Annotated in this window: 27 protein-coding genes, 1 tRNA gene and 1 pseudogene; 16 read left to right on the forward strand and 13 right to left on the reverse strand. The window is 63.3% G+C overall.

Annotated features, from left to right (window positions below; translation table 11 throughout):
* The first annotated feature begins 127 nt into the window (after window positions 1-127).
* The 4 genes from ACZ9A3_RS00400 (at window position 128) to ACZ9A3_RS00415 (ending at window position 2,201) form a co-directional block, all read left to right on the forward strand.
* On the forward strand, window positions 128-469 hold the full coding sequence (locus ACZ9A3_RS00400) for a PA4575 family protein (protein WP_010226382.1): 342 nt from the start codon (window positions 128-130) through the stop codon (window positions 467-469).
* A 100-nt stretch (window positions 470-569) separates the two neighbouring features.
* Entirely contained in the window at window positions 570-1,058 is a 489-nt protein-coding gene (locus tag ACZ9A3_RS00405; protein WP_010226381.1) for a TIGR00645 family protein, read from the forward strand.
* Window positions 1,059-1,191: 133 nt separating this feature from the next.
* Complete coding sequence (locus ACZ9A3_RS00410) at window positions 1,192-1,497, forward strand: DUF6482 family protein (RefSeq protein ID WP_045195937.1); 306 nt, start codon at window positions 1,192-1,194, stop codon at window positions 1,495-1,497.
* Window positions 1,498-1,583: 86 nt separating this feature from the next.
* On the forward strand, window positions 1,584-2,201 hold the full coding sequence (locus tag ACZ9A3_RS00415) for an FKBP-type peptidyl-prolyl cis-trans isomerase (protein ID WP_045195939.1): 618 nt from the start codon (window positions 1,584-1,586) through the stop codon (window positions 2,199-2,201).
* Between the two features lie 67 nt (window positions 2,202-2,268).
* On the opposite strand, the gene ACZ9A3_RS00420 is transcribed toward ACZ9A3_RS00415, so the two are convergent.
* The 3 genes from ACZ9A3_RS00420 to ACZ9A3_RS00430 form a co-directional block, all read right to left on the reverse strand.
* Window positions 2,269-2,517, reverse strand: a complete 249-nt coding sequence (locus tag ACZ9A3_RS00420; RefSeq protein WP_038997219.1) for a PA4570 family protein — start codon at window positions 2,515-2,517, stop codon at window positions 2,269-2,271.
* 125 nt (window positions 2,518-2,642) lie between these two features.
* Window positions 2,643-2,984 (reverse strand): zinc ribbon domain-containing protein YjdM, encoded by a 342-nt coding sequence (locus ACZ9A3_RS00425; protein ID WP_045195941.1) that lies wholly within the window; start codon window positions 2,982-2,984, stop codon window positions 2,643-2,645.
* A gap of 151 nt (window positions 2,985-3,135) precedes the next feature.
* Window positions 3,136-4,104 (reverse strand): polyprenyl synthetase family protein, encoded by a 969-nt coding sequence (locus ACZ9A3_RS00430; RefSeq protein ID WP_038997216.1) that lies wholly within the window; start codon window positions 4,102-4,104, stop codon window positions 3,136-3,138.
* Window positions 4,105-4,356: 252 nt separating this feature from the next.
* Between ACZ9A3_RS00430 and rplU the strand changes: the two genes are divergently transcribed.
* The 5 genes and pseudogenes from rplU to ACZ9A3_RS00455 all read left to right on the forward strand — a co-directional run bounded on the left by rplU (window position 4,357) and on the right by ACZ9A3_RS00455 (window position 8,038).
* Entirely contained in the window at window positions 4,357-4,668 is a 312-nt protein-coding gene (gene rplU, locus ACZ9A3_RS00435; protein WP_010225695.1) for a 50S ribosomal protein L21, read from the forward strand.
* A gap of 32 nt (window positions 4,669-4,700) precedes the next feature.
* On the forward strand, window positions 4,701-4,958 hold the full coding sequence (gene rpmA, locus ACZ9A3_RS00440) for a 50S ribosomal protein L27 (protein WP_010225698.1): 258 nt from the start codon (window positions 4,701-4,703) through the stop codon (window positions 4,956-4,958).
* Window positions 4,959-5,150: 192 nt separating this feature from the next.
* A complete protein-coding gene (gene cgtA / locus ACZ9A3_RS00445) occupies window positions 5,151-6,374 on the forward strand; it encodes an Obg family GTPase CgtA (RefSeq protein ID WP_093387895.1) in 1,224 nt (407 codons plus the stop codon).
* A gap of 75 nt (window positions 6,375-6,449) precedes the next feature.
* Window positions 6,450-7,569, forward strand: a pseudogene (gene proB / locus ACZ9A3_RS00450) (glutamate 5-kinase).
* 22 nt (window positions 7,570-7,591) lie between these two features.
* On the forward strand, window positions 7,592-8,038 hold the full coding sequence (locus tag ACZ9A3_RS00455; RefSeq protein ID WP_093388208.1) for a CreA family protein: 447 nt from the start codon (window positions 7,592-7,594) through the stop codon (window positions 8,036-8,038).
* A gap of 105 nt (window positions 8,039-8,143) precedes the next feature.
* Here ACZ9A3_RS00455 and mksF read toward each other — a convergent pair whose 3' ends face one another.
* Genes mksF through mksB form a run of 3 tightly spaced genes read right to left on the reverse strand, consistent with a single transcriptional unit; the run spans window position 8,144 to window position 12,943 of the window.
* Window positions 8,144-10,978, reverse strand: a complete 2,835-nt coding sequence (mksF, locus tag ACZ9A3_RS00460; protein WP_476252032.1) for an Mks condensin complex protein MksF — start codon at window positions 10,976-10,978, stop codon at window positions 8,144-8,146.
* Window positions 10,975-11,676, reverse strand: coding sequence for an Mks condensin complex protein MksE (mksE, locus tag ACZ9A3_RS00465; protein WP_010225708.1), 702 nt, complete (start codon window positions 11,674-11,676; stop codon window positions 10,975-10,977). Before mksE ends, mksF begins: the two co-directional genes overlap by 4 nt.
* Window positions 11,666-12,943, reverse strand: coding sequence for an Mks condensin complex protein MksB (gene mksB / locus ACZ9A3_RS00470; RefSeq protein ID WP_045195947.1), 1,278 nt, complete (start codon window positions 12,941-12,943; stop codon window positions 11,666-11,668). The genes mksE and mksB overlap by 11 nt, the downstream gene beginning before the upstream one ends.
* Before the next feature lie 180 nt (window positions 12,944-13,123).
* On the opposite strand from mksB, the gene ACZ9A3_RS00475 reads away from it, so the two are divergent.
* Both ACZ9A3_RS00475 and rimI read left to right on the forward strand, forming a co-directional pair.
* The gene (locus tag ACZ9A3_RS00475) at window positions 13,124-13,918 is read left to right on the forward strand and encodes a hypothetical protein (protein ID WP_045195949.1); all 795 of its coding nucleotides are present in this window, start codon (window positions 13,124-13,126) and stop codon (window positions 13,916-13,918) included.
* Window positions 13,911-14,363, forward strand: coding sequence for a ribosomal protein S18-alanine N-acetyltransferase (rimI, locus tag ACZ9A3_RS00480; RefSeq protein WP_093387901.1), 453 nt, complete (start codon window positions 13,911-13,913; stop codon window positions 14,361-14,363). The genes ACZ9A3_RS00475 and rimI overlap by 8 nt, the downstream gene beginning before the upstream one ends.
* A 4-nt stretch (window positions 14,364-14,367) precedes the next feature.
* Here the strand turns inward: rimI and ACZ9A3_RS00485 are convergent, their stop codons facing one another.
* On the reverse strand, window positions 14,368-14,691 hold the full coding sequence (locus ACZ9A3_RS00485; RefSeq protein ID WP_045195953.1) for a hypothetical protein: 324 nt from the start codon (window positions 14,689-14,691) through the stop codon (window positions 14,368-14,370).
* Window positions 14,692-14,811: 120 nt separating this feature from the next.
* Between ACZ9A3_RS00485 and can the strand changes: the two genes are divergently transcribed.
* Entirely contained in the window at window positions 14,812-15,450 is a 639-nt protein-coding gene (gene can, locus ACZ9A3_RS00490) for a carbonate dehydratase (protein ID WP_038614773.1), read from the forward strand.
* A gap of 42 nt (window positions 15,451-15,492) precedes the next feature.
* Here the strand turns inward: can and ACZ9A3_RS00495 are convergent, their stop codons facing one another.
* Window positions 15,493-16,632 (reverse strand): hypothetical protein, encoded by a 1,140-nt coding sequence (locus ACZ9A3_RS00495; RefSeq protein WP_476252033.1) that lies wholly within the window; start codon window positions 16,630-16,632, stop codon window positions 15,493-15,495.
* 88 nt (window positions 16,633-16,720) lie between these two features.
* Between ACZ9A3_RS00495 and ACZ9A3_RS00500 the strand changes: the two genes are divergently transcribed.
* Window positions 16,721-17,338, forward strand: coding sequence for a D-Ala-D-Ala carboxypeptidase family metallohydrolase (locus tag ACZ9A3_RS00500; RefSeq protein ID WP_045195956.1), 618 nt, complete (start codon window positions 16,721-16,723; stop codon window positions 17,336-17,338).
* On the opposite strand, the gene ACZ9A3_RS00505 is transcribed toward ACZ9A3_RS00500, so the two are convergent.
* Window positions 17,326-18,204 carry a LysR substrate-binding domain-containing protein gene (locus tag ACZ9A3_RS00505; RefSeq protein ID WP_476252034.1) on the reverse strand — a complete coding sequence of 293 codons (879 nt, stop codon included), beginning with the start codon at window positions 18,202-18,204 and terminating at the stop codon, window positions 17,326-17,328. The genes ACZ9A3_RS00500 and ACZ9A3_RS00505 overlap by 13 nt on opposite strands.
* Before the next feature lie 123 nt (window positions 18,205-18,327).
* Here ACZ9A3_RS00505 and ACZ9A3_RS00510 point away from each other — a divergent pair, with 123 nt between their 5' ends.
* Window positions 18,328-18,942 carry a LysE family translocator gene (locus ACZ9A3_RS00510; RefSeq protein ID WP_123564482.1) on the forward strand — a complete coding sequence of 205 codons (615 nt, stop codon included), beginning with the start codon at window positions 18,328-18,330 and terminating at the stop codon, window positions 18,940-18,942.
* Window positions 18,943-19,008: 66 nt separating this feature from the next.
* Here ACZ9A3_RS00510 and ACZ9A3_RS00515 read toward each other — a convergent pair.
* The 4 genes from ACZ9A3_RS00515 to ACZ9A3_RS00530 form a co-directional block, all read right to left on the reverse strand.
* Window positions 19,009-19,085, reverse strand: a tRNA-Met gene (locus ACZ9A3_RS00515).
* 93 nt (window positions 19,086-19,178) lie between these two features.
* Complete coding sequence (locus ACZ9A3_RS00520; protein ID WP_476252035.1) at window positions 19,179-21,593, reverse strand: TonB-dependent siderophore receptor; 2,415 nt, start codon at window positions 21,591-21,593, stop codon at window positions 19,179-19,181.
* A 103-nt stretch (window positions 21,594-21,696) separates the two neighbouring features.
* Window positions 21,697-22,638 (reverse strand): FecR family protein, encoded by a 942-nt coding sequence (locus ACZ9A3_RS00525; RefSeq protein ID WP_045195960.1) that lies wholly within the window; start codon window positions 22,636-22,638, stop codon window positions 21,697-21,699.
* The gene (locus ACZ9A3_RS00530; protein WP_045195961.1) at window positions 22,635-23,156 is read right to left on the reverse strand and encodes an RNA polymerase sigma factor; all 522 of its coding nucleotides are present in this window, start codon (window positions 23,154-23,156) and stop codon (window positions 22,635-22,637) included. Before ACZ9A3_RS00530 ends, ACZ9A3_RS00525 begins: the two co-directional genes overlap by 4 nt.
* Before the next feature lie 174 nt (window positions 23,157-23,330).
* Here ACZ9A3_RS00530 and ACZ9A3_RS00535 point away from each other — a divergent pair, with 174 nt between their 5' ends.
* Both ACZ9A3_RS00535 and ACZ9A3_RS00540 read left to right on the forward strand, forming a co-directional pair.
* Window positions 23,331-24,548: an MFS transporter gene (locus tag ACZ9A3_RS00535; protein WP_258596387.1), complete on the forward strand. Its 1,218-nt coding sequence runs from the start codon at window positions 23,331-23,333 to the stop codon at window positions 24,546-24,548.
* A gap of 345 nt (window positions 24,549-24,893) precedes the next feature.
* Entirely contained in the window at window positions 24,894-26,063 is a 1,170-nt protein-coding gene (locus ACZ9A3_RS00540; RefSeq protein WP_093387925.1) for an MFS transporter, read from the forward strand.
* Window positions 26,064-26,074 lie beyond the last annotated feature (11 nt).

Raw genomic sequence — 26,074 nt, forward strand, 5'->3', positions numbered from 1 at the left:
CATTCGGCGCCGGTTTTTCCACGCATGGGCGGAATTCTTCTATTCTTCAGTTCAGGGACAGTGGTAGGTACAGGAAGAGACAGCCTTCACCTGAAGGCTGAACAAGGGTTTACCGAGGACCTCCGCCATGCCGCGCAGCCTCAGCCTCACCCGTCAATGCCTGGGCCTGGTGACCCGCATTGAATGCAGCATCCGCCCATTGGCCGGTGACAACGGCATGTGGACCCTGCTGTTTGCCGCCGGCATGGCTGGCGAGCAGCCCTCTGCGATCAAGGCCCAGGGGCCGTTTCACGGGCCATTCGTGGCCGAATCGGTGCTCAACGCCATTGTCGACAGCCTGACCCTGCACGGTTACCAACTGGCTGACGATCCGCAGATCTGGTGCGTGCACCTGCAAGCGCAACTGCGCCGGATCAACGGCGAACGCGTGCATCACGTCGGCGACTTCCAGTTCCATCCGGAAACCTGAGACGCCTGCGCCGCGCCTGTGGCAGCGTGCCACGGGCTTTTTCTGTCATGGGTGGCTGTTATACTCGCGCTCGCTTTTTTGCCAACCTGACGAGTTTTCAATGGAACGTATTATCGAAAATGCGATGTATGCCTCGCGCTGGCTGCTCGCGCCCATCTACTTTGGTCTGTCGTTGGGCCTGTTGGCGCTGGCACTGAAGTTCTTCCAGGAGATCTTCCACGTCCTGCCCAACGTCTTCGCCCTGGCTGAAGCCGACCTGATCCTGGTGCTGCTGTCGCTGATCGACATGGCCCTGGTCGGCGGCCTGCTGGTGATGGTGATGATTTCCGGTTACGAGAACTTCGTCTCGCAGCTGGATATCGACGAAGACAAGGAAAAACTCAGCTGGCTGGGCAAGATGGACTCGTCTTCGCTGAAGATGAAAGTCGCAGCCTCGATCGTGGCGATTTCCTCGATCCACCTGCTGCGGGTGTTCATGGACGCGCGCAACATCGAACCCCAGTACCTGATGTGGTACGTGATCATTCACATGACCTTCGTGGTCTCGGCCTTTGCCATGGGTTACCTGGACAAGGTCACCAAGCACTGATCAGGCGTTGTGCCAGTCAAATACCGCCCGTCCGTTGCAAAACGGACGGGCGGTTGCGTTTTTGCCTTGTGCTTTGCCTGCCGCTGTACAAAAAATGAACGGTCACTCGAAGTTCCAGTAACGAGGTATCGCAATGAACCTTCAACAACTGAACACCGAGGCCAGGGCCGGTCATGTCGATGAGTTCAACCTGATTGCCCTCGAAGGCGGTGAGTTCGTTATCGAGGCCCGGGTAAGAGGCCATGCCCATCCGCTGGTTGATAAGCACGGCAAGCGTGTGCAAGTGCATTCGGTGGTCGACGCGCAGCGCCTGCTCGACGGTTTGCCCGCTGTGCCGCTGCACCTGGTGCACTGGTCGATGGACGACGAGATGTGCGGTGGCGCCGACGCCGGTGATGGCGACCTGAAAATCCCGATGCCACGACGTTCGGCCTGGTAGCTGATCTGCGCAAGCGCAGTGTGCTAGGCTGCTCGCCCTTTTCATAAAGGGCGCGGCTGTCGTGCGCCCTGCAGCGGAGCAAGCAAATGTCCGAACTCAACCTGTCTACCGACGAAACTCGCGTCAGCTACGGCATCGGCCGTCAGCTGGGTGGCCAACTGCGTGACAACCCGCCACCAGGTGTGAACCTGGACGCCATCCTGGCCGGCCTGACCGACGCCTTCAACGGCCAGGACAGCCGCGTCAGCGAAGCCGACCTGTCGGCCAGCTTCAAGGTTATCCGCGAAATCATGCAAGCCGAAGCTGCGGCCAAGGCCGAAGCTGCCGCTGGCGAAGGCAAGGCTTTCCTGGCTGAAAACGCCAAGCGTGACGGCATCACCACCCTGGCTTCGGGCCTGCAGTTCGAAGTACTGACTGCTGGCGAAGGCGCCAAGCCAAGCCGCGACGACAGCGTGCGTACCCACTACCACGGCACCCTGATCGACGGCACCGTGTTCGACAGCTCCTACGAGCGCGGCCAGCCAGCAGAGTTCCCGGTCAGCGGTGTGATCGCCGGCTGGACCGAAGCCCTGCAACTGATGAACGCCGGCAGCAAATGGCGCCTGTACGTGCCGAGCGAGCTGGCTTACGGCGCTCAGGGCGTTGGCAGCATCCCGCCGCACAGCGTGCTGGTGTTCGACGTCGAGCTGCTGGACGTTCTGTAAGACCTATCGCGGGGCAAGCCCGCTCCTACACAATTCGGGTAGGAGCGGGCTTGCCCCGCGATGCTGTTCAGTTCCAATCGGTTCCACCGCCAGGGCGCAACGCCCGGGCATAGCAAAACAGGAACAGGTTCCTCACCAGCTCCTTGAGCACACTTGGCTCACTTGAATTCAAACCATTGAGATCCAGGTCGCCCTGGTCGCGCAGTTCGTCCAGTGCTTCTTCTTCAAGCACGGCACACACCTCGCCGGTTTCCCGGTGCAGGATGCGCAGGTAAGGATGGGGGCGGTCAAGCCAGGCGTCTATCAGATAAGTCATGGCTATTCTCCTTGAAAGCGTTCAATGAGAATAATTCTTATTATCAAAATAGCAAGTGCCTATTGGCGGTTTTTTCCCGCCGGTGGGTTGTCGAGGCCGCAGCGCGACCCCGAAACCCGGCAGAATCAGACCTTGCGGACGAATTCCGATTTCAGCTTCATAGGGCCGATGCCGTCGATCTTGCAGTCGATGTCGTGGTCGCCATCGCACAGGCGGATGTTCTTGACCTTGGTGCCGACCTTGACCACCAGCGAGGTGCCCTTGACCTTGAGGTCCTTGATCACGGTGATGGTGTCGCCGTCCTGCAGGACGTTGCCCACTGCATCCTTTTTCACCGCTTCGTCGCTGGCCGCTTCGGCTTCACCGGCAGCCGACCACTCGTGGGCGCACTCGGGGCAGATCAGCTGGGCGCCGTCTTCGTAGGTGTATTCGGAGTTGCATTTGGGGCAGGGTGGCAAAGTGCTCACTAAGGTTCCTCAAGACGTACAGGTACAAAACCTACATTGTATAGGGTTTTGTTGTCGTGGGGCGAATGCAATCGCGGGGCAAGTCGAGGCGTCGCACGGCCGCTCCCACCGTGTGGGAGCGGGCTTGCCCCGCGACTAGGGAGGTGGCGAATCAGTGTGTGCGGGCGACGGCGAATTCGCTGAGTTCGACCAGTGCATCGCGGTATTCGCTGGCCGGCAGCACGTCCAGGCAGGCGATGGCGCGGGCCACGTAGTCGCGGGCCAGCTTGGCGGTGTAGTCCAGCGAGCCCGAGGCTTCAACGGCCGCGCGGATGCTCTCGAGGTCTTCGATGCCGCCTTTCTGGATGGCCTGGCGGACCAGCGCAGCCTGTTCGGCGGTGCCTTCGCGCATGGTGTAGATCAGCGGCAGGGTCGGCTTGCCTTCGGCCAGGTCGTCACCGACGTTCTTGCCCAGGGTTTGCGCATCGCCCTTGTAGTCGAGCAGGTCGTCGACCAGCTGGAAGGCCACGCCCAGGTGGTCGCCGAAGGTGCGCAGGGCTTCGCTCTGCTCCTCGGTGGCCTGGGCCAGGGCTGCGGCGCTGTGGGTCGAGGCCTCGAACAGCATCGCGGTCTTGCCGCGGATGACGTCCATGTAGACTTCTTCGGTGGTGCTGGCGTCGCGCACTTTGGACAACTGCAGGACTTCGCCTTCGGCAATGACCCGGGTGGCCTTGGAGAGGATCTGCATGACCGGCATCGAGCCCAGTTCGACCATCATCTCGAACGAGCGCGAGTACAGGAAGTCACCGACCAGCACGCTCGGCGCGTTGCCCCACAGGGCGTTGGCGGTGGAGCGGCCACGGCGCATGCCGGACATGTCGACGACGTCGTCATGCAGCAGGGTGGCGGTGTGCAGGAACTCGATGGTGGCGGCCAGCAGGCGCAGGTCGTCGCCTTCGCGGCCCAGGGCCTTGCCGCACAGCAGCACCAGCAGCGGGCGCAGGCGCTTGCCGCCGGCCGAGGTAATGTAGTCGCCGATTTTCGATACCAGCGGTACACGCGAAGTCAGCTGTTTCTTGATAATCTCGTCAACGGCGCTGAAGTCGTCCGCTACCGCACGGTAGAAAGCTTGGGGTTGCATCGGCCACAGGTGCTCCATAAAGGTTGCGCGGCATGCTAGGTCGCGGGTCCCGGCGTGTCAAGGCGCGCTGCCCGCGGGCCGGGGGTGGGACTTGCAAGCAAAGCGGGGCTTGCGTACAATCGCGCACCCTGAACTTCCTGGGCAGCACCTGCCTTACGCAATTGCACTGGGCCGTTCCAGCCCTATGCAGCCATGCCAGCCAATACTCTTCCTATAAAGAGCTGGGTGAGCAGGATTATCGGAGAAATACCCATGTACGCAGTAATTGTTACCGGTGGCAAGCAGTACAAAGTCGCCGAAGGTGAATACCTGAAAATCGAAAAACTGGAAATCGCCACTGGCGAATCCGTGACTTTCGACCGCGTTCTGTTGGTTGCCAATGGCGACGACGTGAACATCGGCGCTCCAGTCGTTGCTGGTGCCAAGGTTGTTGCTGAAGTGATCTCCCAAGGTCGTCACGACAAAGTGCGCATCATCAAGTTCCGCCGCCGTAAGCACCACATGAAGCGTATGGGCCACCGCCAGTGGTTCACCGAAATCAAGATCACCGGTATTTCGGCTTAATCGCCTGAATCCATTTCTGGAGAATTTGAACCATGGCACACAAAAAAGCTGGTGGTAGTACCCGTAACGGTCGCGACTCAGAAGCCAAACGCCTTGGCGTGAAGATGTATGGCGGCCAGGCTATCATCCCTGGCAACATCATCGTGCGTCAGCGCGGCACCCAATTCCACGCTGGCTACGGCGTTGGCATGGGTAAAGATCACACCCTGTTCGCCAAGATCGCGGGTAAGATCAAGTTCGAAGTTAAAGGCGCCTTCGGTCGTCGTTACGTGAGCGTTGTCGCCGAGTAATCGCGCGAACGCTGGAAAAGCCCTGTCTCGCGACGGGGCTTTTTCGTTTGTGGGGTGAGTCTCTTGCAAAGCTGTTTGTATGGGCTGCCGGCGTGGGTTGTTACTGTCGTGACGGGGCCGCCGCGCTCACTTTTGCAAGAGCCTTATGTCTTTGTGTCACTCAGCTCGTCCAGCTGACGAGAGGCGGTTTTTATGAAGTTTGTTGACGAAGTATCGATCCGGGTCAAAGCCGGTGACGGCGGTAACGGTTGCATGAGCTTCCGCCGCGAAAAATTCATCGAGAACGGTGGTCCCAACGGCGGTGACGGTGGCGACGGCGGCTCGGTATACATGGTTGCCGACGATAACCTCAACACCCTGGTCGACTACCGTTACACCCGTCACTTCGAAGCCCAGCGCGGCTCCAACGGCGGCAGCACCGACTGCACCGGCAAGAAGGGCGACGACCTGATCCTGCGCGTGCCGGTCGGCACCACGGTGATCGACTCGGCCACCCAGGAAGTCATCGGCGACCTGGTCAAGCCAGGCCAGAAGCTGATGGTGGTCCAGGGCGGCTGGCACGGCCTGGGCAACACCCGTTTCAAATCCAGTACCAACCGAGCGCCACGCCAGACCACTCCGGGCAAGCCGGGTGAGCAGCGTGACCTGAAACTGGAAATGAAAGTACTGGCCGACGTCGGCCTGCTGGGCCTGCCGAACGCTGGCAAGAGTACCTTCATCCGCTCGGTATCGGCCGCCAAGCCGAAAGTCGCCGACTACCCGTTCACCACCCTGGTGCCGAACCTGGGTGTGGTCAGCGTCGACCGCTGGAAGAGCTTTGTCATCGCCGACATCCCCGGTCTGATCGAAGGTGCCTCCGACGGTGCCGGCCTGGGTATCCGCTTCCTCAAGCACCTGGCGCGTACCCGCCTGCTGCTGCACCTCGTCGACCTCGCGCCGCTGGATGAAAGCAGCAGCGCCGATGCCGCCGAAGTCATCGTCAACGAGCTGACCCGCTTCAGCCCGTCGCTGGCCGAGCGTGATCGCTGGCTGGTGCTGAACAAGACCGACATGCTGATGGACGACGAGCGTGACGAGCGGGTCAAGGAAGTGGTCGAGCGCCTGCAGTGGGAAGGCCCGGTCTATGTGATCTCGGCCATCTCCAAGCAGGGCACCGAGCAGCTCAGCCGCGACATCATGCGCTACCTCGAAGACCGCGCCGACCGTCTGGCCAACGACCCGGCCTACGCCGAAGAGCTGACCGAGCTCGACCAGCGCATCGAAGACGAAGCCCGTGCCCAGTTGCAGGCCCTGGACGACGCTCGCGCCCTGCGCCGCAGCGGGGTCAAGAGCGTGCACGACATCGGCGACGACGATGACGATGATTGGGACGAGGACGACGAAGACGGCCCGGAAATCATTTACGTGCGCGACTGATTCGTTGCAGTACACTAAACGCCGCTCTCAGGAGCGGCGTTTTGGTATCTAAAGATCTGAATAGGTTGGAAGAAGATGCGGAGCAAGGTGACGGGTGCGCAGCGCTGGGTCGTGAAAATCGGCAGTGCCCTGCTGACAGCAGATGGCAAGGGCCTGGATCGCGCGGCCATGGGTGTCTGGGTCGAGCAGATGGTGGCGTTGCATGAGGCAGGTGTCGAGTTGGTGCTGGTGTCGTCCGGGGCGGTTGCCGCCGGGATGAGCCGATTGGGCTGGGCCAAGCGACCGAGTGCGATGAACGAGCTGCAGGCGGCGGCCTCGATCGGCCAGATGGGCCTGGTGCAGGCCTGGGAGTCGAGCTTTGCCGAGCATGGGCCGGCATACCGCGCAGATCCTCCTGACCCACGACGACCTCTCGGACCGCAAGCGTTACCTCAATGCCCGCAGCACCCTGCGCACCCTGGTGGAGCTGGGCGTGGTGCCGGTGATCAACGAAAACGACACCGTGGTTACCGACGAGATCCGCTTCGGCGACAACGACACCCTGGCGGCGCTGGTGGCCAACCTGGTCGAAGCCGACCTGCTGGTGATCCTCACCGACCGCGACGGCATGTTCGACGCCGACCCGCGCAACAACCCTGATGCGCAGCTGATTTACGAAGCCCGTGCCGACGATCCGAGCCTCGACGCCGTGGCCGGCGGCACCGGCGGCGCCCTGGGGCGTGGCGGCATGCAGACCAAGCTGCGTGCCGCGCGCCTGGCGGCGCGTTCCGGTGCCCACACGATCATCGTCGGTGGGCGCCTTGAGCGCGTGCTCGACCGCCTCAAGGCGGGCGAGCGCCTGGGCACCTTGCTGTCGCCTGAGCGCGGCATGCTTGCCGCGCGCAAGCAGTGGCTGGCCGGGCACCTGCAGACTCGCGGCACCCTGGTGCTCGACGAGGGCGCGGCGAAGGCTTTGCGCAAGGACAACAAGAGCCTGCTGCCGGTCGGTGTGAAGACCGTGCAGGGCAGCTTCCGCCGTGGCGAGATGGTGGTTTGCGTCGGCCCGGATGGCCTTGAGGTCGCCCGCGGCCTGGCCAACTACAGCGCCCTGGAAGCACAGAAAATCATTGGCCAGCCGTCTGACGCGATCGAGGGCCTGCTGGGCTACATCGCCGAGCCGGAGCTGGTGCACCGCGACAACCTGATTCTGGTCTGAGGAACTACCTGTGTTCAAAGGGATGATTGCAGCGGCGCTGCTGGCGTTGCCGGTAATGGCATCGGCCGAGGAGATTGGCCAGGTATCGACGGTGTTCAAGATCGTCGGGCCGAATGACCGCATCGTTGTCGAGGCGTTTGATGACCCCAAGGTCGAGGGCGTGACCTGCTATCTGTCACGGGCCAAGACTGGCGGACTGAAAGGTGGCCTGGGCCTGGCTGAAGACCGCGCCGAAGCGTCGATCGCCTGCCGTCAGGTCGGGCCGATTCGCTTCAAGGAGCAGCTCAAGGACGGTGACGAGGTGTTCAAGGAGCGCACCTCGCTGGTGTTCAAGACCATGCAGGTGGTGCGTTTCCTCGACAAGAAGCGCAATACGCTGGTCTACCTGGTGTACTCCGACCGGATCATCGAAGGCAGCCCGCAGAATGCGGTGACGGCGATTCCGATCCTGCCGTGGGCCCAGCAGTAACACCGGGTTGAGTTCATCGCGGGGCAAGTCGGGTCGCCGCACCGCCGCTCCCACTGGACCGGTGGGAGCGGCGGTGCGGCGACCCGACTTGCCCCGCGATTACTTTCAGGCTGAAGTCTCTTCCTCAGCTTCTTTGCGCACTACCGCCTTCTCCACATCCCGGCGGCTGATGTACTTCCAGTCTGCCTCGTCGATATAGATGCCGTTCGGCCCGCTGCCGCCTTCCAGGTCGATGGCGACATGCGCCGAAACCTGCGGCTTGACGCTCGCCAGAATCGGTACGAAGCCCAGCTGCAAGCTGGTTTCCAGCAGCGCTGCCTGGTTGCGTTCGTCGATGTCGGCGGCTTCGTCCAGGTAGTACGGCAGGCGTACGCGGCCGGCCAGGTCGCGGTCCATCAGGTGCAGCAACAAATACATGTTGGTCAGCGCCTTGATGGTCATGGTGGTGCCGTTGGACGCCGCACCGTCGATGTCGGTGTGGATCACCGGCTGGCCACCGACCTTGGTGATCTCGAAGGCCAGTTCGAACAGGTCCTTGAGGCCCAGCTGGTTGTGGTTGGCCGCGACCAGGCGCGCCAGGTATTCCTTGGCCTCTTCGTTCTTGTTGTCCTGCTCGGCGCTGGCGCTGAGGTCGAACACCGACAGGGTCTCGCCTTCCTCGTACTGGCCGGCGCTGTGGATGATCTGGTCGATGTGCTTGAGCGCTTCCTTGTTTGGTGCCAAAACGATGCGGAAGCTCTGCAGGTTGGAGACCTGGCGCTTGTTGATCTCGCGGTTGAACAGCGCCAGCTGGTGCTCGAGGCTGTCGTAGTCGCTGCGGATGTTGCGCAGGGTCCGGGCGATGTCGGTGACTGCAGCGCGGCGCGCCTTGCCCAGGGTCAGGGCCTCTTCGGTACGGTGCGAGTAGGCGTTGATCAGCAATTGCAGGCGGCGCTCCATGTCGTCTTCGCTGTCGAATTTGGCCACGCCCTTGAGGCGTACCTGGGCATACAGCGCCTCGATCTGGCCATCGACCCGCAGCAGGCCCTGCCAGCTGTCCTGGTAGTCGTTGAGCAGCGGCAGCAGGTTGTCCATGCTGTCGTCGACCGGTTCCATGAACGGCGTGCCGAACGGCAGGTCGGCGGGTAGCAGCTGGCGGCGACGCAGGGCGTCGTCGAGGGTGCGCTGCTTGGCTTCCATGTCGGCGATCTGCCGGCCGACCAGTTGCAGCTTGGCCGACAGCTGCTGGACGCGTTCGGTGAAGGCGTCGCTGGAGCGCTTGAGCTCGTCCTGGGCAGCTTCCATCTGCGCCAGTTGCTCGAGCTTGTCGCCTTCCTCGGCGGACAGTGTCTCGCTGCGGCGGAAGTCTTCCAGGGCCTTTTGTGCATCCAGCACCTGTTGGTACAGGGCTTCGGTCTGGGTCTTGCTCGCGGCGCGGTCGGCGGCTACCGCCTGCTGGGTCTTGAGCTGCTTGAGTTCTTTTTCCAGGCGTTCTTTCTGGTCGCGCAGGGCGGCGCGGTCGGCCAGGGCCTGCAGGGCAGGCGGCTCGATGTGCGAGAGGTCGATGGACAGACCCGGGGCCTCGAAGCGCTCGCCCTTGAAGCCGTCGAGCACCGCTTCCAGGGATTTGACCCAGACATCGCTGTCGTCCAGCTCGATGCCGCGCTCGCCCAGCGGCAGGCTGAACAGCGCACCATTGAACAGGCGCATCAGGCGCTCGACGTCCTGCTGCGAGAACTCTTCGCGCAGGCGCGCGTAGCTGTTGTTGTCGGCGTGGTCGAGCTGCTGCTTGACCGATTTGAGGCGTTTTTCCAGCTCGCGCAGACGCTCTTCGAGGTCTTCGGCGCTGAACTGGCGCGACTGCGCCAGGGCACCGGCCAGTTCGTCGTGGGCGTCCTTGGCGGCCAGCAGTTGCTGTTCAAGGACCTTGACGTCATCGACCAGGGCGAAGCGATGCTTGAGCACCGACAACTCGCCGAGCCAGCGCTGCACGCCAGTGATCTCGCGCTCCAGGCGCATCAGTTCCTGGGTGCCGCCACGCTGGTCGTTCTGCAGGCTGTCCTGTTCGTTCTTGTAGTGCTCGGCCTGGATCACCAGCTCTTCTTTGCGCGCGCTGGCGTAGTCCTGCCAGGTACCGAGCAGCGAGTCGAGCAGTGGCGACAGGCGATGCAGCTTGCCGCGCAGGATGTCGCGCTGGGCTACGCCATTGGCCAGGGCCTCGACCAGCGGGCCGGCGGCGACCAGCGAGTTGTAGTCCTGCTCCATGCGCCGCACGTCGCGGAAGGCCTCTTCGCAGGCGGCGATGTAGTCGACGCTGCCCGAACGCAGGCTGTGCTCGAAGGCGTCGAGGAACAGCTGCTTGAGCTTGGCCGCGGTAATCTCGCGCATGTGCAGCAGGTTGATGAACAGCGCGCGGAAGGTCTTCAGGCTCTGCTCGCTGGTGGAGCGCAGCGGGATCAGGGTCAGGTCCAGCGGGATCGAGGTGTGGCCGCCGACCAGCAGGCGGCGCAGCTCGTCAGGCTTGAGCTCGTAGGCCTTGAGGCCGTTGCGCTCAAGGTTGCTGAACAGCTCTTTCTGGCGCAGGCAGGTGTCGTTCTTCTGGTAGTGGGCCAGGTCCAGTTCGCCGGCATAGGCGAAGAACTGGTGACCGAAACCGCCACCCGGGCCGCGGCCGACCACGCCGATCACGTGCGGGCCGTGGGGCAGGTTGACTTCGCAGAGGATGTAGCTGGTGTCGGTGGCAAAGTAGAAGCGGCGCGACTGCTCAAGGCTGTACTTGCCGAAGCTCATGTCCGACATGCGTGCCAGGATCGGGAACTGCAAGGCGTTGATCGAGGCACTCTTGCCCAGGTTGTTGGCACCGTAGACCGACAGCGGGTGTTCCAGGGGGAACAGGCCGAGGCTGTAGCCGGCGGTGTTGAGCAGTGCGAAGCGGCGAATGCCGTAGCGTTCCTGGCTCATGCGTCAATCTCCTGTTGCTCTTGCGCTATGGCTCGGGCCAGGGCGTCTTCTTCGCTTTCTTCGAACGGGCTGAGGTCCAGCGGGTCGTCGGTACGGTTGAGTTCTTCCGGGCTCTCTTCCTCGACCAGCACCGGCGTTGGCAGCGGCAGGGCGCTGTGCAGGCTGGCAGCCAGGTCGCGGTCCTGCTGCACCGACAGGCAGACGTCGAGGAAACGGTGCATCGGCGGCAGGAAGCGGTAGATGCCGTTCTCTTCGTGGGCAAAGCCGAGCTGGGTCATGCGGCGCATGATCTTCTCTTCCAGCTCGTCGGGGGTCTGTACTTCGGCCTGGATGAACAGGTCGCGGTATTTTTCCAGCAGCGAAGGCAGCTCGTCGCGGCCCAGGCTGCCGCCGTCGAGCACCGACATCGGGTCGCGGCCCTGGTCAGCCAGGTGCTCGACCAGGATGAAGGTGAACAGCGACAGGCGCTGGGCAGTCTTGTTGACCTGGGCCGCGGCCAGGTCCGGGACGAAGTAGTAGAAGCCGCGGGTGTCGCACACCAGTTCAAAGCCCAGGGCCTTGAACAGGCCGCGGTACTGGTCCTGGAAATTCGACAGTTGGGCGTACAGCTCCGGGTCGCGGCGGCTGATGTGAAAGCCCTTGAACAGCTCGCGGAAGATCGGTGCGAGCTGGGACAGTTCGGAAAGATCAAGATGCATGGGCAGGGCTCGCAGTTGGCTCAGGCGATGGTTCGCGGCTCGATGTCAGAGCGAAGGAACGCAGGCTGACCAGGTGTTCGCGGGTGGTGTATTCGCGGCGCTCGAGGCGCGCGCGGGTAAAGCGTTTTTCCCGCGACAGGCGCGAGAACCAGTACAGCAGCTCGTCGGTGGCGCCTTCGGGCTCCTGGTCGAGCAGCCAGACCATCAGGTCCGGCAGCGGCAGGGCGTCTTCGCAGCGCTCGAGCATTTCCTTGACCGTACGCGGCGCACGCGGGGCATCGCCCTTGTGGCTCTTGTGGGCCTTGGGAAACTGCGCAGGCTTGGGCTCGAAGCGGGCCAGGGCATAGACGTAGGCTTCGACCTGGCTGGCGCTGCCGAGGAAGGTGCTCTGCGGGCGGGTGAACAGCGGCATGGCCGCCTGCGGCACGGCGTCCAGGCCTTTGCGGCGGATTACCGACAGGGCCAGGGCGGCGCCGCGGGTCACGGCGTTGTGCCGGCGCGCTTCTTCACGCAGCGGCAGCAGCAGTTCACGAGCGTGGCGCAGGGTCAGCTGGGCGCTGGTCTGCATCTCGAGGATGCGCGCGTGGGTGCGCAGGAGCATGTCGTCGTCGACCAGATGGCCAAGGCGGGCCTGCTCGCCGAGCAGGCGCAGCAGCACGGTCTCGACCTTGCGCACGCCCTGCTCGAAGGCGCCATCGGCGTTGACCAGCTGGATCATCGGTTCGACGTATTCGTCCCAGGTCGCCAGGACTTCGGCGTAACGCTGGCGCAGGGGGATCTGCCGGTCGCTGGTCTTAGCGCGTTCGGCCACGGCGACCAGCGCCTGTTCGTCGTTGTCGAGCTTCTTCAGTACATCGCGCACGCGCATGTCGAGCAGGCGCAGCTGGCGCGCCAGGTCATTGCCGTCGCGAATCTCGAAGGCGTCCTGGATGTGCCCGGCCAGGCGCTCGAGGTGGCGCAGGTAGGCTTCGATCTCCAGGCACAGGCCCAGGCGGTGCTCGCGACGCAGGTAAGCGAGAAAGTCGTGGATCTGGGCGTTGAGCTCGAAACGGTTCGGGCTTTTTGCCACCGGCACCAGGATATCCAGGCGGATCCACACGTCGAGCAGGCTGGTGATGTCCTGGGGCGTGCTCTCCAGCTGCTGGGTGGCCAGTTGCTGGCGCAGTTCGGCCAGGCTCAGGGTGCCCCCGTCGAAGCGCTCGCACAACGGCTCGAGCAGGGCCCAGTGTTCGGCTAGGGCGCGCAGGACGCGCTTGGGTTCGATCATTGGCGGGTCGACTCGTTGCCAAATAAAAGCGCTGATTGTACTGCATCAGACGCCTGTCGATTCACCCCCTTGATCGCTTCAAGCTGCTGTCGGGCGGTTTTCTGCCGATCAACAGCGGCGCCGAGCGGCGAACAACGTTAGAATATCGGCCCTGACTTATCCACAGATGGCCGATCCTTCTTGTTAATCGAGTCCCGCCGCCGCGCTTATCTCAACGCCATGCAAGTGGTGCACTGGCTGCCGCGTGCCGAACTGCCGTTCGCCGCGCCGTCGCGCCCGCAGCTGTTGTTGCCGGTGGCGGCACTCGAGGAACCGGCGTTCGAGCCGCAGGAGCAGGCACCTGCCCCCGCCAGCGTTGCGCCGAGCGCGCCGCTGGTGCGTTCTGGCGAGCGCCCGAAGATCGAGATCCCGCGCCCCGGCAGTACGCCGAAAGTGACGGCCAAGGCGGTGGACGAAGCCGAAAAGCCCGTGGTTGCCAGGCCTGCGCCGGTACCACCGCCACGCTTTGCCCTGCAACTGCTGCGTGCCGGCAACTGCCTGCTGCTGGTCGAGCTTGCCACCGGCGAGCCGTTCCAGAGCCGCGACCCGTCCTACTTGCTGCTCAAGGACATGCTGCGCGCCGCCGGCCTGCCGGACAGCCCGCAGATCATCGGCGAGCCGGTGCGCTGGCCGTTGCTGGTGCGCGGCAACCTTGACCAGGGCCCGCAGGCCGCGACCGATTTCGTCCAGGGCTTTATTCAGGCCCGGCTTGAAGAGGCGCCGTGCGTCTGTCTGTGGCTGATTGGCCTGCCTGCCGTGCGCTTTGCCGGTGAGGCCGACGCCGAAGCTTATTACCGCGAGTTGCCGGTTGAAGGCCTGGGCGCTGCCTGGGCCTTGCCGGGGCTCGAACTGTTGATGGACGAGCCGCAGCGCAAGGCGCACGTCTGGCAAGCCATGCGCCGGCTGATGGCGCGCTGGAAACCAAGCAATGAGTGACACAATCAGCTTTCGCCGGATGACCGAGGCGGATCTGGATGCCGTACTGAAGATCGAATACGCCGCCTTCAGCCACCCCTGGACCCGCGGGATTTTCCTCGACGGGCTCAAGTCCTATGAAATCTGGCTGATGTTCGAAGGCGAGCAACAGGTCGGCCACGGCGTGATCAACGTGATCATCGACGAGGCGCACCTGCTCAACATTACCGTCAAGCCGGAAAGCCAGGGCAGGGGCCTGGGCCTGCGCCTGCTGGAAGAGCTGATGAAGCGCGCCTACGCGAGCAACGGTCGCGAGTGCTTCCTCGAAGTGCGCGCCAGCAACCAGTCGGCCTACCGCCTGTACGAGCGCTACGGCTTCAATGAAATCGGCCGCCGGCGTGACTACTACCCGGTTGCCGGCGGTCGCGAAGACGCCCTGGTCATGGCCTGCACCCTGTTCGAGTAACGGCTCAGGGTTCGCGCTTGCCGTCCAGCGGATCGCGCCGGGCCAGTTCCGCTTCATCCAGGCCGTTGCCGCCGCCGATGTCATCTTCGTCGACTACGCTCAAATCCCAGTCTGCCGGGTGATCCGCACCGGCTTCGCCGGGCGAGCGGGCGCCGTCTTCAGGGATCAGGGTTTCTGGCTCGAGGTCGTCGTCGGTTGGGTCGAAACCGGCATCGACATTGGGGGTATCCTTGTCAAAGTGCAGTTCTTCAACCGAGCCCATGCGGTCTTCGTCGGTGTCGATCGGGGCGGGTTGCGGGGCGTGCAGCGGGCGGTGTTCCTGGCTCATGGTCGATCCTCCTGCGGGTGGGCGTATGCGGTGGACCTGACGGTTGGCCGAAGATTCAAAGGCGTGACCTGAACGGGCCGGCGCCTGTCACAAGATGCGCACCAACCATGAGGCTTGAACATGCACGATCTACAAGAACTGATTGATAACAACGCACGCTGGGCCGATGCGATCAAGCAGGAAGATCCGGATTTCTTCGCCAAACTCGCGCGTCAGCAGACTCCGGAATTCCTCTGGATCGGCTGCTCGGACGCCCGGGTTCCGGCCAACGAGATCGTCGGCATGTTGCCGGGCGATCTGTTCGTTCATCGCAATGTCGCCAACGTGGTGCTGCACACCGACCTCAACTGCCTGTCGGTGATCCAGTACGCGGTGGACGTGCTCAAGGTCAAGCATATCCTGGTCACCGGCCACTACGGTTGCGGCGGGGTACGGGCCTCGATGCAGGATCGCCAATTGGGCCTGATCGACGGCTGGCTGCGTTCGATTCGCGACCTGTACTACGAGAACCGCGTGGAGCTGGCCAAGCTTGCGACCGAGGAAGAGCGGGTGGACCGCCTGTGCGAGCTGAACGTGATCCAGCAGGTGGCCAATGTCGGCCATACCACCATCGTCCAGAATGCCTGGCACCGTGGCCAGAGCCTGTCGGTGCATGGTTGCATCTATGGCATCAAGGATGGCCGCTGGAAGAGCCTGAACGCGACCATCAGCGGCCTCGACCAGTTGCCGCCGCAGTACCGCTTGCGTCCGCAGGACTGAGCCAATCGCGGGGCAAGTCGGGTCGCCGCGATTGGCTTCACCTCAAGACTTCTGCAAATCACGCAACGTCCGCGTCACCGCCCCGGTATTGCACTTGGCCCCAGCCTGCTCCGGGGTCATGTTGCGAATGCTGCGAAAATACAGCTCGCAGGTCTGCTTCTTCGCCGTCACCTGCCACTTCTGAGTACAGGCCCCCAGCGTTGCCTTGGCATCCGCCGCCGGGTTGCGGCCCATGCCCGCCTGCCAGCAGGCAGCGCTCAAATCCTGGCCCATCATCTTCAGGCCGGCCTGATCGGCCTTGTCCTGGTCGCCGCCATAGTTGGTTTTATCTGCCGCATACCAGATTGCGCTCGGGTGATTGGCGCCCAGCACCGGCACCTTTTGCCCAGGCGTCGGGCTGATGCTGGCCAGGCCCAGTACATAGAGCCTGGGTCCGTACTGCTGCTCGATCCAGCTGCGCACCGGCGAGCCGAAGGCAACCATCGGCAAGGCGGCGCCGTTGCCGGTTCGGGTCATCTCTTTGACCATTTGCAGCTGATAATCCTTGAAGTAGCCATACACGCCCTCCAGGTCTTTGCCGGCGCTGGCTGGCGCGGCGATCGGGGCGATGTCGACGATGGTCTGGTAGGCCGGGGTCTGCTCGGCAGGAATGCCGTTGAAGGTCAGCAGCGTGGCCCAGCGGTCGGTGGTGTTGGAACGCAGGTAGTCCTGGGCCTGGGTCAGCGAGTAGTCCGGTGGAAAATGCAGCAGCTCGATGCTGCGGCGCTTTTCCAGGGCCATGCCCAGGGGCAGGAACAGGTTCCAGTTGTAGGCCCACTTGCCTTCGCGGTTGAGCCGGGTGGCGCCCTGGTAGGCCAGCTCGCCGGTGTCGAGCAGCGCTTGCAGGGGCTTGCTGTAGTCGCTCGGTACGCCCTGGATGTCGGCATGTAGTGTGTCGTTGTCGCGCTTGACCTTTACCGTCGCCGCGGCGTAACCGTCGCGTTGCACGCTCTGGGTCAGGTAGTTCTCCACGGTTTGCTCAAGGGTCCAGTTGCGAAAGCAGATGACGTTGCAGTTGTTGGGGTAGGCAAACAGCCGGGTCACCCGTTCCTGGCTGCCCAGGTCGATGCGGGCATCAGCCAGGGCGGCGCTGCTCAGGGTCATGGCGGCCAGGGCGAAGGTCAGTGGAGCAGTCGTGTGCATGCTTAACTCCTTGTCAGTTCCTCCCCGCAGTCGGGAGGGTTGCCATACTGGAGGAATTTCCCGGGGGTTGGGAAGGGGGAGCAGGCTGATGAAAACGTGGTGCAAGGCCGGGATCGGTGCAGGACTTTTACTGACAGCGCTCGCTGCCCGGCAGGCGCAGGCTGACGAGCGTGACCTGTACCTGTTTGCTCAGTGGGCGGGCGATCATCAGACCCGGCCCTTTCGTGAAATGCTGGTGGATGCACGCCTGTATGGCGTGGTGCCTATCCACCAATTGCTGCGCTCGGCCAGTGACTGGCGTTTGTGCAAGGCCGAGCCGTTTGCGCTTGCGCCCGCGGCGCAGTGGCCGGCAGTACGTTCGACCCTACTGCTGCTCAAGACCCTGGGCGAACAGGGCGTGCTCAAGCGCTATGAAGTGGTTTCGGCCTACCGCGACCCGGTGCTCAACCGCTGCGCCGGTGGCGCCGTGGCCAGCGCCCATACCCGCGCCTTTGCGGTCGACCTGCTGCTACCTGCCTGGGCCGACCCGAACCCGCTGTGCAGCTTCTGGCAGGCCCATGGCAAGGACTGGAACATGGGCCTGGGGCGTTACCCGTCGGGGCGCATTCACATCGACACGGCGGGCTACCGCACCTGGGGTGGCGACTTCAGTGCCGGCTCCTCCTTCTGTGCGCCGGCTACCGCCAGCAAGGCTCAGTCAAGGTGAGCGAGGCAGGCCTGTGACTGGCCGATCACCCACTCGGCGAAGCAGCGGCTTTTGTCGTCGTCGAGCAGCGCCCGGGGGCTGAGCAGGTAGTAGGCCGACTGGTCCTGGATAAAGCCGCGCGGCGCCTGCAACTGGCCGCTGTCGATTTCATCCTGGACCATCAGGCGCGAGGCCATGGCCACGCCCAGCCCGGCTGCCGCCGCCTGAATGCACAGGTAGAAGTGCTCGTAGTCAGCGCGGCTACTGCCCTTGGCCGACTCCCCGCTATGACGCAACCAGGTAGCCCAGGCGTTGGGGCGCGAAGCGCTGTGCAGCAGGCGTTGTCCGGCCAGGCCGTGTTCGGGAAAGTTATGGGTGGCACTGCACACCGGGCCAACCCATTCGTCGCAGATCTTCAGTGCGTACAGATTGGCGTCCCAGCGAAAGTCATCGCGGCGCAGGGCCAGGTCGACGCCGCTGCGGGCAAAATCGATCGGCCCGCCAGCCGCCACCAGGTGCAGGTGAATGTCCGGGTGGGCGGCATGAAAGGCCGGCAGCCGTGGGATCAGCCAGCGCATGGCGATGGTTGGCTCGCACGACAGCACCAGCACGTTCTCCCGCGCCTGTTGCTGCAGGCGGTACACCGCGCCTTCCAGTTGCTCGAACACCGACAGCGTGGTGCCGTGCAGGGCGCGGCCGGCGGCGGTGAGAAAGATCGCCCGGTTGCGCCGCTCGAACAGTTGCACGCCCAGCGTTTCTTCCAGCAGGCGCACCTGTCGGCTCACCGCACCGTGGGTGACATTGAGCAGCTCGGCGGCGCGCACAAAGCTCTGGGTTTGCGCGGCAACATCGAAATAGCGAAAGGCGGACAGCGCAGGCAGTTTCATATCTGTGAGAAAAACTAGCGGATTTGCCTCACTATAAATCGCTTTTGGCCTTACCCGAAGCTTTCGATAATGGCGGCGTGCAGAGCTATCTGTGCATTGTCCTAGCAGATCGAGGAGCTTTACGTGAATGAACTCATAGCCGTTGCCCTGTTTACCGTGCTGGCGGTGATCAGCCCGGGCGCCGACTTTGCCATGGTGACCCGCAGCAGCTACGCCTTTGGCCGCCGCGCCGGCCTGGCGGCGGCAATGGGCATCGCCCTGGGGGTGCAGGTGCATGTGCTGTACACGGTGCTGGGCATCGCGGTGATCATCAGCCAGAGCCCGGCGCTGTTTTTGGCGATGAAGGTGCTGGGGGCGGGGTACCTGATTTACCTGGGTTACAAGTCGCTGACCAACACCACGCGGATTTCCCTGGACGGCACCAGCGCCAGTCAGCTCGGCGTGCTGGCGGCATTTCGTTCGGGCTTTCTGACCAACGCCCTGAACCCCAAGACCATGCTCTTTGTGGTCAGTGCCTATACCCAGGTGGTGCAGCCGGGCAGTTCGCTGGCGGTCAACTTCGGCTATGGCGCGTTCATGTCGCTCGCCCACTGGTTGTGGTTCAGCCTGGTGGCGGTGTTTTTCTCAAGTGCGGTGTTGCGCCGGGCCATGCTCGAGCGCCAGCGTCTGGTTGACCGGGTGATTGGTGTGGCCTTGATCGGCTTGGGGCTGGCGGTAGTGTTCGCCAATGTGCGCTAAGCGGGCAGGGTAAAAATCGCAGGCAAGAAAAAAGGGCTTACCTTGCGGTAAGCCCTTTTTAGTACTTGGTGGCTACACAGGGACTTGAACCCCGGACCCCAGCATTATGAATGCTATGCTCTAACCAACTGAGCTATGTAGCCAAGTGGCGCGCATTATTCGCCTGAAACGGATTTGTGTCAACACTCTTTTTCAAAAAAATTAACGCGCGATCAACCGCTTAGCCGTAAACCGGCTCAGAAGTCGTATTTGAACGTGGTCATCAGGTTACGCGGCGCCCCGTAGTTGCCGTACGACGACGCCATCGAGTAGTACTCGCGGTCGAAGACGTTGTTGAGGTTGACCGTGGCGCTGAGGTTTTCGCTGATGTTGTAGCGCGCCATCAGGTTGACCAGCGCGTAGCTGCCCTGGTCGAAGCTGTGCAGGTCGGTGCCGACCTTGCTTTGCCAGTTGACCCCGCCACCCACGGTGACTTTGTCGAGCATGCCCGGCAGGCGGTAGCTGGTGAAGGTCTTGAGGCTGTGGCGCGGATACACGGTGGCAATGCGCTCATCCTGGTTGTCGGTGGTCAGGGTGTAGGTGTAGCCCGCCGACGCCTGCCAGCCTTCGGCCAGCTCGCCATTGAGCTCCATTTCCAGGCCTTTGGAGGTGGTGTCCTGCTTGGCGTCGTAGACGTTGTCGTGCACCCAGATCGCCAGGTTGTCCTGTTCGAGCTTGAACAGCGCCAGGCTGGAGTTCAGCTTGCCGTCGAAATGGCTGCCCTTGACGCCCAGCTCGTAGCCGACGCCTTGCATCGGGTCGAGCGGCTTGTTGTTCTCGTCGGTGACCCAGGAGGCTTGCGGGTTGAAGATTTTGGTGTAGCTGGCGTACAGCGCCCAGGTTTCATCAAGGTCGTAGACCACCCCGGCATAAGGGATGAACACACCGGTCTCTTTACGGTTGACCTCGGTCTTCTCACCGCCGTACGGGCGGTCCTCGGTGTCACGCTTCCAGTCGATGACCCGGCTGCCGAGAATCAGGTTGAGGTCGTCGGTCAGGTGCAGGCGCGAGGTGAGGTAGGCGGCATACTGGGTTTCTTCCATTGACGATTTGCCACTGATGCTCCAGTCCGGCTTGGGCTGCTTGCCGTCCCAGTCGAAGATGTTCTCCACCGACGCACCTGGCGTTGCGTTGTAGTCGTAGCGCCAGCCGCCCCAGCTCGGTACGTTTTCGTTGTACTTGGACAGGGTTACGCCGCCGATCAGTTCGTGTTCGCGGCCGAACAGGCTGAACGGGCCGGTCAGGTACAGGTCCAGGTTGTCCTGGCGCGGGGTGCCGGAAAAGCGCACCGGCAACTGGCTCAGGCCGCTGCCGTCGGGCTGCAGCTCGCCCATGAGAAAGCCGAACACTTCGTCGAACTTGTTTTCGGAATGGCTGTACTCGATCTTGCCGCTCCAGCCGTTGCCCAGTTGCTGCTCCACCGAGGCGAAATAGCTGGTCTGTTCGTGGTCGTTGTACGACCAGTCCGGAGCCATGTTGATCGAGCGCTTGAGATTGCTGCGCTCACCCGTGCTGAAGCGGGTTGGCAGGCCGGTGCGCAGCGGCGAGTCGACGTCGGTGCGCTGGTAGCTGAAGCCCATGGTCAGCAGGGTATCTTCGCTCAGGTCGAACTCGGTGATGCCATACAGCAGCTGGCTCTCCAGCTTGTAACGGTCGACCCAGGCGCCTTCAGTCTTGTAGTCGGCAACCAGGCGGCCGCGCACATTGCCGCTTTCGGTCAGCGGCCCGGAAACATCGAAGCCGGTGCCATAGCGGTCCCAGGTGCCGGCCGAGCCGGTGACGCTGGCCTGGCCCTCGGCGGTCGGGCGCTTGCGGATCAGGTTGATGGTCGCCGACGGGTTGCCCATGCCGCTGATCAGGCCGCTGGCGCCGCGGACGATCTCGATGCGGTCGTACATCGCCATGCTCTGGGTGTAGTTGTCCATCCGCGTGACGGTCGGCACGCCGTCGATCTCGTAGTTCTGGATGACGAAGCCGCGCGAGTAGTAGCTGTCGGTCTCGGCGCCCAGGCCGTCGCGCACGACGATCACCCCGGGGGTCGCTTCGAGGGCATCGCTGAGATTGGTCAGGCGCTGGTCATCCAGGCGCTGGCGAGTCATGACGGTCAGCGACTGCGGGGTTTCCTGGGGTGTCAGGTTCAAGCGCGTCGAGCTGCTGGACGAGTAGGTGGTGTAAAGCCCGGTGCCTTCAGTGGTCGAGCCCGGTGCCTTGCCGGAAATGCTCATGGCATCCAGTTGCAGGGCGCTGCCCAGTTCCATCGGTAAATCGATGACAAAGCTGCTGGCGTTGGGTTGGCTCAGGCGTGCGCTGCTGCCGGCAGTCAGGGCCTGCAGTGCCTGGGTCGGGCTCATGCGGCCCTTGACCCCCGGTGACGAGCGCCCGGCCAGCTGGTTGGCGTCGTAGATCACCTGCAGCCCGCTTTGGGCGCTGAACTGGTCCAGGGCATCGGCCAAGGCTTGCGCGGGGATGTTGAAATCTAGCGCCTGGGCCTGGGTCTGGGCAGACTCGGCGGCCTGCAGCGGCAGGCCCAGGGTTGTGGAAAACAGGCTGGCGGCAAGGATGGCGCGGGCCAGTGGCTGACGGCTGAATCGGAAATCGCGTGGGTACTGCATGTGTCCTCCCCCAGAGAATACAAACGATAATGCTTCTTATGTGGAGGTGTGACGCAGCAGCAAAGACAATTACCGAATGCCTGGGAAATATATTTTCACCGGCTTAGCGGACGATGATCCATTGCCCGGCCAGGTTGCTCACGTTGAGGTTCTGAGTGCGCGCCAGGGCATCGATGGCAGTGGCGGCCTGGTCGAGGTTAAAGCTGCCACTGACCGGGCGCCGGCCGACCTGTTCATCGATGTACAGCAGGCGGCTGCCCTGGTACTCGGCAAGCTGTTCGAGCACCCGGCGCAAGGGCACCTCACGCACCCGCAACTGCCCCTCGCGCCAGGCCAGCAGGCGTTCGGCATCGACCTTCTCGACCTGGTCCAGGCGGCTGCCGCTGAGCGTCACACGTTCACCAGGGGCGAGCATGCGTTTGTCGCCGGCGCTGCTGACCTCGACCTTGCCTTTGAGCAGCACTACTTCATCGTGATCGCGGCCGCGGCTGACCGAGAAGCGCGTACCCAGCACCTGTACCTGGGCCTCGTCGACATCGACCACGAAGGGCCGGCCATCGTGGGTCACTTCAATGAACATCTGCCCTTGCACCAGGCGCAGCGTGCGCACCGGCCCGCGCAGGTCGATATCGACGGCGCTGGCGCTGTCGAGGGTCAGCCGTGAGCCATCGGCCAGCTGGATCTGCCGGCGTTCGCCAACCGCGGTGGCGACATCGCTGTTCAAGCGCTGCAGCAATGGCAACTGCAACATCACCAGGCCGCTGATCAGCAGGATGCTCGCCGCCACCGCCCAGCCCCCCCAGGAGCGTGGGGCCGTACCCCGTTTGACCTTGTGCAGGCGACGCGCGGGCATCTCCAGTTGTTGCCAGAACAGCTCGACCTCGGCAAAGGTGCGGGCATTCTCGGGGTCCAGGCGCCAGCGTTCAAAGGCCTGGCGTTGCTCCCGCGGAACATCGTGGGCGCGCAGCCGGGTAAACCAGTCCAGGGCTTGCTGTTCGCGGTCGCCAGGCTCGTTCGGATGGGCAGAATTTGGCGATGGGTTCATGGCTGGTCAGTCTTGTTTCGGTTATGCAGGGCAGCCGCGGCGCAATGGCTCAGGGCTTTGTTCAAATGACGCTCGACCGCACGCGGGTCGAGTCCCAGGCGCGCGCCGATGTCCTTGTAGCTCAATTGCTCGACCCGGGCGAGTAAAAATACCTCGCGGGTCGGCGAGGGCAGGCCGTCGATCAGGCGTTCAAGATGGTCAAGGGTATTTCCGGCCACGGCACTGCGCTCGGGTGAGGTTTCGTTGAGCAGATGCTCCAGCGCCTGCTCGTCATTGACCCCACGTACCTGGTTGCGCCGAGCATGGTCGATGCTCAGGTTGTTGGCGATGCGGTACAGAAAGGCCCGCAGGTTGCCAACCTCGCCACGCTCGCTGTGCATCAGCCGCACAAAGGCATCCTGGAGCAGGTCGCGGGCGGTTTCCCGGCAGCGCACGCGGCGGGTCAGGAAGGCCAGCAGTTCACTGCGGTGATGCTGATAGAGCAGCGACAGGCTGCGGTTGTCCTGGTCGTCGGACATGGCGTATGCGGGCCTCGAATAGGCAGGCAGTGGAGTCTGTAAAAACGCAGCCGATGCTAACGTTATTGAGAATTATTAACAAGCACGTCAAAAGCACGTTGGTCGAAAAGAATAGTGCGCTTGCTAACGATTTCTGGATAATTGGATCCCGCCCCCCGGATGGAAGCTTTTGTCATGGCTGTGAGCACTGCCTCGTCAACGTCACCCGCCAGCACCGCAACTGCCCAGAGCAGCCCGCTGGTGATGCGTATCATCGCCGCCTGTGCCCTGGCGCACCTGATCAACGACCTGATCCAGGCCGTGCTGCCGTCGATCTATCCGCTGCTCAAGGCCAACTACGGCCTGACCTTTACCCAGATCGGGCTGATCACCCTGACCTTCCAGATCACTGCGTCGCTGCTGCAGCCCTGGGTCGGCTTTTACACCGACCGCAAGCCGATGCCGAACCTGTTGCCGCTGGGCACCCTGTGCACCCTGGTGGGGATCGTCATGCTTGCGTATGTCGGCAGTTTCCCGATGATTCTGCTGGCGGCGGCGCTGGTGGGTATCGGTTCGTCGACCTTCCACCCGGAAACCTCGCGTATCGCCCGGCTGGCCTCCGGTGGGCGCTTTGGCCTGGCGCAGTCGACCTTCCAGGTCGGCGGCAACGCCGGCTCCGCTTTCGGCCCGTTACTGGCGGCGGCGATCATCATTCCCTTCGGCCAGGGCAATGTGGCCTGGTTCGGCCTGTTCGCGGTCTGCGCCGTGCTGGTCACCTACGGCCTGAGCCGCTGGTACAAGGAACACCTCAACCTGTTCAAGGCCAAGCAGGGCCAGCGCGCCACCCATGGCCTTTCCCGCCAGCGGGTGATCGGCGCCCTGGTGGTGCTGGGGCTGCTGGTGTTTTCCAAGTACTTCTACATGTCCAGCCTCACCAGCTACTTCACCTTCTACCTGATCGAGAAGTTCGACCTGTCGGTGGCCAGCTCGCAGCTGTACCTGTTCCTGTTCCTCGGCGCGGTAGCGGCCGGGACCTTCTTTGGCGGCCCGATCGGTGACCGCATCGGGCGCAAGGCGGTGATCTGGTTCTCGATCCTCGGCGTTGCGCCGTTCACCCTGATGCTGCCTTATGCCGACCTGTTCTGGACCAGCGTGCTCAGCGTGATCATCGGCTTCATTCTCGCCTCGGCATTCTCGGCCATCGTCGTCTACGCCCAGGAGCTGGTGCCGGGTAACGTCGGCATGATCGCCGGGATCTTCTTCGGCCTGATGTTCGGTTTTGGCGGCATCGGCGCGGCGGCGCTGGGTTATCTGGCCGACCTCAAGGGCATCGAGTACGTCTACAGCCTGTGCTCGTTCCTGCCGCTGTTCGGCCTGCTGGCGATCCTGCTGCCGTCCACCGGCAAGCGCTGAAGGCTCAAGGACGGGCTATTGACGGGTGGCACGGGTTCTCCTAGAGTGCCGCCCATCCTTTACGGTGTAACCGACGTATGAGCCGCTTCAGCCACACATTCGCGCATCGCCAGCCGGTCGTCCTGACCCGCTGCTGCGACTGGCCGAGCGATACCGTCCTCAAGCGTCGGCGCAGTGTGCTGTTCGCCTTTACCTTCTCGCCTCACCGCCCCACCTCCTGACCTGGCAGCTGCATGCCCGGCGTTCTGCCGTGGCTGGCGCGCCTGTATGCAAATCTTATTACGGTCATGTATGCGCCTGCGCAGGTGCGATGTGGTGCTTTGCGCCGGTGAGTTCGGAGTGGTGATGAATACGCGTTTGTTGCTGGGCTTGTTGTTTGCGGTTTCGGTAGTCGGTTTCAGCCTCGGGGCGAGTTTGCCATTGGTGTCGCTGCGTTTGCTCGACGCAGGTGCCAGTACCTTGCAGATCGGTATCGTCTCGGCCATTCCGGCGGCGGGGATGATGCTCTCGGCGTTCATGGTCGATGCCTGCTGCCGGCACCTGACCCGGCGCACCATCTACCTGCTGTGTTTCGGCCTGTGCACCTTGAGCATCGGCCTGCTCGAATGGGGCTTCTCCTCGCTCTACCTGCTTGCCCTGTTGCGCCTGGCGCTGGGGATCGGCATGGGCATTGCCATCATTCTCGGCGAGTCGTGGGTCAACGAGCTGAGCCCGGAACACAACCGCGGCAAGATCATGGCCCTGTACGCCACCGCCTTTACCGGCTTCCAGATGCTCGGCCCGGCGATGCTGGCGCTGCTCGGCGCGCAGAGCACCTGGGTGACCACGGTGGTGACAGGTTGCTATGGCCTGGCGCTGCTGTGCATCGTGCTGACGGTGCCCAATGACCACGTCGAGCATGGCGAGGAGGGCGGCAAGAGCTTTTCCCTGGCGGGCTTTTTCCGCGTGGCGCCGGCCTTGTGCATGGGCGTGCTGTTCTTCTCGTTCTTCGACGCGGTGATCCTTTCGCTGCTGCCGGTGTATGCCACCAACCATGCCTACGCCGTGGGCGTCGCAGCGTTGATGGTGACGGTGATTCTTACCGGCGACATGCTCTTCCAGTTGCCGATCGGCTGGTTGGCCGACCGCTGCGAGCGCACCACCGTACACCTGGTGTGCGGTGTGGTGGCGATGCTGATCGGCCTGGCGCTGCCATGGCTGATCGGTATGCAATGGCTGCTGTGGCCGGCCTTGGTGGTGCTCGGCGCGGTGGCCGGTGGGGTCTATACCCTGGCGTTGGTGCTGATCGGCCAGCAGTTCAAGGGCCAGGACCTGGTCACTGCCAACGCCAGCGTCGGCCTGCTCTGGGGCGTCGGCAGCCTGCTCGGGCCGCTGCTCAGTGGTGCGGCCATGGACGTCGCTCCCCATGGCCTGCCTATGGCGCTGACGGCCATGGCCGCGCTGTTCGTGGTATTCGCCCGCAGCGCCCGGCGCCGGGCCTTCCGCGCCCAGCGTGCCGGGCAGGGCGCTGCCTAGCACGCTTGGCG

It is taken from the genome of Pseudomonas sp. TE4620 (genome assembly GCF_056279045.1).

Bases quoted from the DNA above. Each gene is read 5' to 3' on its own strand.
- ACZ9A3_RS00400 (WP_010226382.1), top strand. From the start codon at position 128: ATGCCGCGCAGCCTCAGCCTCACCCGTCAATGCCTGGGCCTGGTGACC.
- can (WP_038614773.1), top strand. From the start codon at position 14,812: ATGCACGATCTACAAGAACTGATTGATAACAACGCACGCTGGGCCGAT.
- mksE (WP_010225708.1), bottom strand. From the start codon at position 11,676: ATGCATCTTGATCTTTCCGAACTGTCCCAGCTCGCACCGATCTTCCGC.
- ACZ9A3_RS00485 (WP_045195953.1), bottom strand. From the start codon at position 14,691: ATGAGCCAGGAACACCGCCCGCTGCACGCCCCGCAACCCGCCCCGATC.
- mksF (WP_476252032.1), bottom strand. From the start codon at position 10,978: ATGAGCCAGGAACGCTACGGCATTCGCCGCTTCGCACTGCTCAACACC.
- ACZ9A3_RS00525 (WP_045195960.1), bottom strand. From the start codon at position 22,638: ATGAACCCATCGCCAAATTCTGCCCATCCGAACGAGCCTGGCGACCGC.
- ACZ9A3_RS00530 (WP_045195961.1), bottom strand. From the start codon at position 23,156: ATGTCCGACGACCAGGACAACCGCAGCCTGTCGCTGCTCTATCAGCAT.
- ACZ9A3_RS00420 (WP_038997219.1), bottom strand. From the start codon at position 2,517: ATGACTTATCTGATAGACGCCTGGCTTGACCGCCCCCATCCTTACCTG.
- ACZ9A3_RS00495 (WP_476252033.1), bottom strand. From the start codon at position 16,632: ATGCACACGACTGCTCCACTGACCTTCGCCCTGGCCGCCATGACCCTG.
- ACZ9A3_RS00535 (WP_258596387.1), top strand. From the start codon at position 23,331: ATGGCTGTGAGCACTGCCTCGTCAACGTCACCCGCCAGCACCGCAACT.
- ACZ9A3_RS00500 (WP_045195956.1), top strand. From the start codon at position 16,721: ATGAAAACGTGGTGCAAGGCCGGGATCGGTGCAGGACTTTTACTGACA.
- ACZ9A3_RS00410 (WP_045195937.1), top strand. From the start codon at position 1,192: ATGAACCTTCAACAACTGAACACCGAGGCCAGGGCCGGTCATGTCGAT.
- rimI (WP_093387901.1), top strand. From the start codon at position 13,911: ATGAGTGACACAATCAGCTTTCGCCGGATGACCGAGGCGGATCTGGAT.
- cgtA (WP_093387895.1), top strand. From the start codon at position 5,151: ATGAAGTTTGTTGACGAAGTATCGATCCGGGTCAAAGCCGGTGACGGC.
- ACZ9A3_RS00405 (WP_010226381.1), top strand. From the start codon at position 570: ATGGAACGTATTATCGAAAATGCGATGTATGCCTCGCGCTGGCTGCTC.
- rpmA (WP_010225698.1), top strand. From the start codon at position 4,701: ATGGCACACAAAAAAGCTGGTGGTAGTACCCGTAACGGTCGCGACTCA.
- ACZ9A3_RS00430 (WP_038997216.1), bottom strand. From the start codon at position 4,104: ATGCAACCCCAAGCTTTCTACCGTGCGGTAGCGGACGACTTCAGCGCC.
- rplU (WP_010225695.1), top strand. From the start codon at position 4,357: ATGTACGCAGTAATTGTTACCGGTGGCAAGCAGTACAAAGTCGCCGAA.
- ACZ9A3_RS00415 (WP_045195939.1), top strand. From the start codon at position 1,584: ATGTCCGAACTCAACCTGTCTACCGACGAAACTCGCGTCAGCTACGGC.
- ACZ9A3_RS00520 (WP_476252035.1), bottom strand. From the start codon at position 21,593: ATGCAGTACCCACGCGATTTCCGATTCAGCCGTCAGCCACTGGCCCGC.
- ACZ9A3_RS00540 (WP_093387925.1), top strand. From the start codon at position 24,894: ATGAATACGCGTTTGTTGCTGGGCTTGTTGTTTGCGGTTTCGGTAGTC.
- ACZ9A3_RS00505 (WP_476252034.1), bottom strand. From the start codon at position 18,204: ATGAAACTGCCTGCGCTGTCCGCCTTTCGCTATTTCGATGTTGCCGCG.
- ACZ9A3_RS00455 (WP_093388208.1), top strand. From the start codon at position 7,592: ATGATTGCAGCGGCGCTGCTGGCGTTGCCGGTAATGGCATCGGCCGAG.
- mksB (WP_045195947.1), bottom strand. From the start codon at position 12,943: ATGATCGAACCCAAGCGCGTCCTGCGCGCCCTAGCCGAACACTGGGCC.